Source organism: Planktothrix sp. (assembly GCF_046067725.1).
Taxonomy (GTDB): domain Bacteria; phylum Cyanobacteriota; class Cyanobacteriia; order Cyanobacteriales; family Microcoleaceae; genus Planktothrix.
Map to the genome: position 1 here is coordinate 1 of NZ_JBJUDF010000259.1, position 2,747 is coordinate 2,747.

3 protein-coding genes and 1 pseudogene are annotated in these 2,747 nt (G+C 40.3%); all 4 read right to left on the reverse strand.

Annotated features, from left to right (window positions below):
• Nucleotides 1–462: pseudogene (locus tag ACKPEB_RS16020) on the reverse strand (hypothetical protein); the annotation flags it as partial.
• Nucleotides 452–892 carry a hypothetical protein gene (locus ACKPEB_RS16025; protein ID WP_408965937.1) on the reverse strand — a complete coding sequence of 147 codons (441 nt, stop codon included), beginning with the start codon at nt 890–892 and terminating at the stop codon, nt 452–454. The gene ACKPEB_RS16025 and the pseudogene ACKPEB_RS16020, both read right to left, overlap by 11 nt.
• A 215-nt stretch (nt 893–1,107) precedes the next feature.
• On the reverse strand, nt 1,108–1,638 hold the full coding sequence (gene ilvN, locus ACKPEB_RS16030) for an acetolactate synthase small subunit (protein WP_408965938.1): 531 nt from the start codon (nt 1,636–1,638) through the stop codon (nt 1,108–1,110).
• 468 nt (nt 1,639–2,106) lie between these two features.
• Nucleotides 2,107–2,747, reverse strand: a 641-nt coding sequence (tyrS, locus tag ACKPEB_RS16035) for a tyrosine--tRNA ligase (protein ID WP_408965939.1), incomplete at its 5' end; no start/stop codon positions are given.

Here is a 2,747-nt window from a genome sequence, read left to right on the forward strand (position 1 = left end):
TAATTCCAAACGTAATTCTGAAGTATAATGTTGACAATCGATAGCCAGAAAAATTCGAGAGGCGCGAGGTTCCCGTTTATTGGTACGACAACTATCGGCTTCCATTTTATAAATAACACAAATATCACAATCATATAACACCCTTAACCGACCATGAATTTTAACCCCAACATGAATTTCTAAGGGCGGTTTTTGATCAAATTCAATCACAGCATGGGTATAAGGTTGAGTCAGATCATAAATTTGTCCAGCGCGTCTACGAAATACCAAGGTTTCAGGATTCCGTTTCAAAACATCTTTATAATAAACTAACGCTCCTTCATTCCGAGCCGCTTTCACAATAATATTGAAAATATAGAATTTGAACCAATCTTCAAAATCCTTAGCGGTTTTTAAATCAGGATTTAAACTTTGTTTTAACTGTTGATTAATCTGATTGAGTAACCCGGTATTAATTGACATCACTTCCCATCTCCTGACGTAATTGCTCCAGTAATTTCTTTAATTCCTGAATATTTTCTTTTCGAGTTTTAACCGATTCAATATTATATTTAAACAGTTTACCTTTACCATCCACAGATGAAGTAAACCGAACTTCTGGTTTTAAATCAGACATTTTCCCTTCATGGCTTAAAATATCCATGATTTCACTTTCAATTTCTGCGGTATTAATTACCGCTTTTTCAATGGCATAAATCAATAGTAAGACTTGCTCTTGAGCGCTATAATAATTTAATTTTAAGTCAGGAGATTTTCGACCCGATATCATCTCTCCAGTGGTTTTTCCCGCGCTAATAACATCGGCAACTTGCTCTGTTACCCACCCCAATTTCATCGAATTTAGCATCTCTATCAGCGCGTTATAAACGGCTGAACAATCCTCTTCATTCATCACGTTAATATTGATAAGGTTAACAGATGAGCCTCGATAGGTTCAACACTCACCTCGTTCTATTTTAACTAATTTTTTAGAAAAATGACTTAAAAATCAACATTTCTTCAAAAAGGGGGATACACAACCCACCATCAAGGGGATGTCACCCCAGAAGACCTCTCCCCTTTCCTCGTAGGAACGCGGTTCAGAGAGAGACCATCAATTATTTGAGGTTAAAATCGAGCTTCAACGGGAGCTTGAGTCTTGAGGAACTCGGTATTAACGCCGGACTCCCGCACCAAGACAATTTTACCCGTGCGGGCAATTTCCCGAATGCCAAAACGACTTAACACTTGGACAATTGCCACCATTTTTCCAGGGTCGCCAACGACTTCGATGGTCAGGGAGTCATCCCCAATATCGACCACACGAGCCCGGAAAATTTGGGCTAACTCAATAATTTCTGAGCGAGTGGCACTGCTATTGTAATTGACTTTCAATAGCATCAATTCCCGTTCCACACAGGGCACTTCGGTAATGTCCTGAACTTTGAGAACATTGATCAGTTTGTAGAGTTGTTTCGTCAACTGTTCAATGATGTGGTCATCCCCTGGAACAACCATGGTAATTCGAGAAATCCCTGATTGTTCAGCCGGGCCTACAGCCAAACTCTCAATATTGAATCCCCGACGCGCAAACAAACCGGCAATTCGCGTCAAGACTCCGGCTTCATCTTCTACTAAAACAGATAGAGTGTGTTTCATGTTTCTACAAGTTAACGCGGGACTGCACAGCCCACTTAAAAGCTAAAAGTTAGACTAAGTATATTTTTTGTTCCCTAGTGACATCCTATAACGACTGCGCTAGAAACCCAAATTTTTACTCAATATTTTAAAAAATGTAACTATAAGTTGACAATTATTTTCAATAAGGATAAAGTAAGTTGTAGTGTTCTCCTCTCAAAGGATCGGCAAACGGGGCAGTCCGCAATGGTAGACTGACCCCGAATTTCTTTTTTGAAGGGAACAGGGAACAGGGAATAGGGAATAGGGAATAGTAAGAAGTGAAAGGGTTTGCTGGATTCACTCCGCAGTCCTAACTGTAATGCGTAGTGCTATAACTCTCCTCCCCCTGCTCCTCTCCTCCCCCTGCTCCCCCTGCTCCTGCTCCCCCTGCTCCCCCTGCTCCCCCTGCCTCCCCTGCTCCCTGCTCCCTCTTCCCTAGTCCAATAACTACTGAACTAAACGAATAAATTTCTTTTTACCCACTTGTAGAACTTTACCCGTTAATTCTTCTATCGAATTAAACGTTAAATCGACCTCAGAAATGCGATCGCCATCTAACTTAACCGCCCCTCCTTGAATTTCTCGTCGCGCTTCACTGCTGCTTTTACACAACGAACTCGCACCGAGAATATAAAATAACTTTGCTGGAAATTGAATCTCGGCTAAGGAAAATTCAGGAACAGCTTCTGCGGTTTTCGCATCTCCTTGAACTAAGATTAAAGACGCTTTTTGAGCTTCTAACGCGGCTTCTTTCCCGTGAAATTGAGACGTTATTTCTAACCCTAATAATTTTTGCTTTTCTCTAGGATTTTCTGGTAACTGATCCAAAGGAAGATTAGTTAATAGTTCAAAATAGGAATTTAACAGATTATCTTGAACTTTCTCCAATTTAGAATACATTGTTAACGGATCTTCCGATAACGCCACATAATTTCCCAGGGATTTTGACATTTTTTGAGTTCCATCCGTCCCAATTAAAATTGGCATTAATAAACCAAATTGGGGTTGTTGTCCAAAATGTCGTTGTAAATCCCGACCAACCGCTAAATTAAACTTTTGATCCGTTCCTCCAATTTCAATATCCGCTT

Coding starts and splice junctions, on each gene's coding strand:
- ACKPEB_RS16025 (WP_408965937.1), bottom strand. CDS start 892: ATGAATGAAGAGGATTGTTCAGCCGTTTATAACGCGCTGATAGAGATG.
- ilvN (WP_408965938.1), bottom strand. CDS start 1,638: ATGAAACACACTCTATCTGTTTTAGTAGAAGATGAAGCCGGAGTCTTG.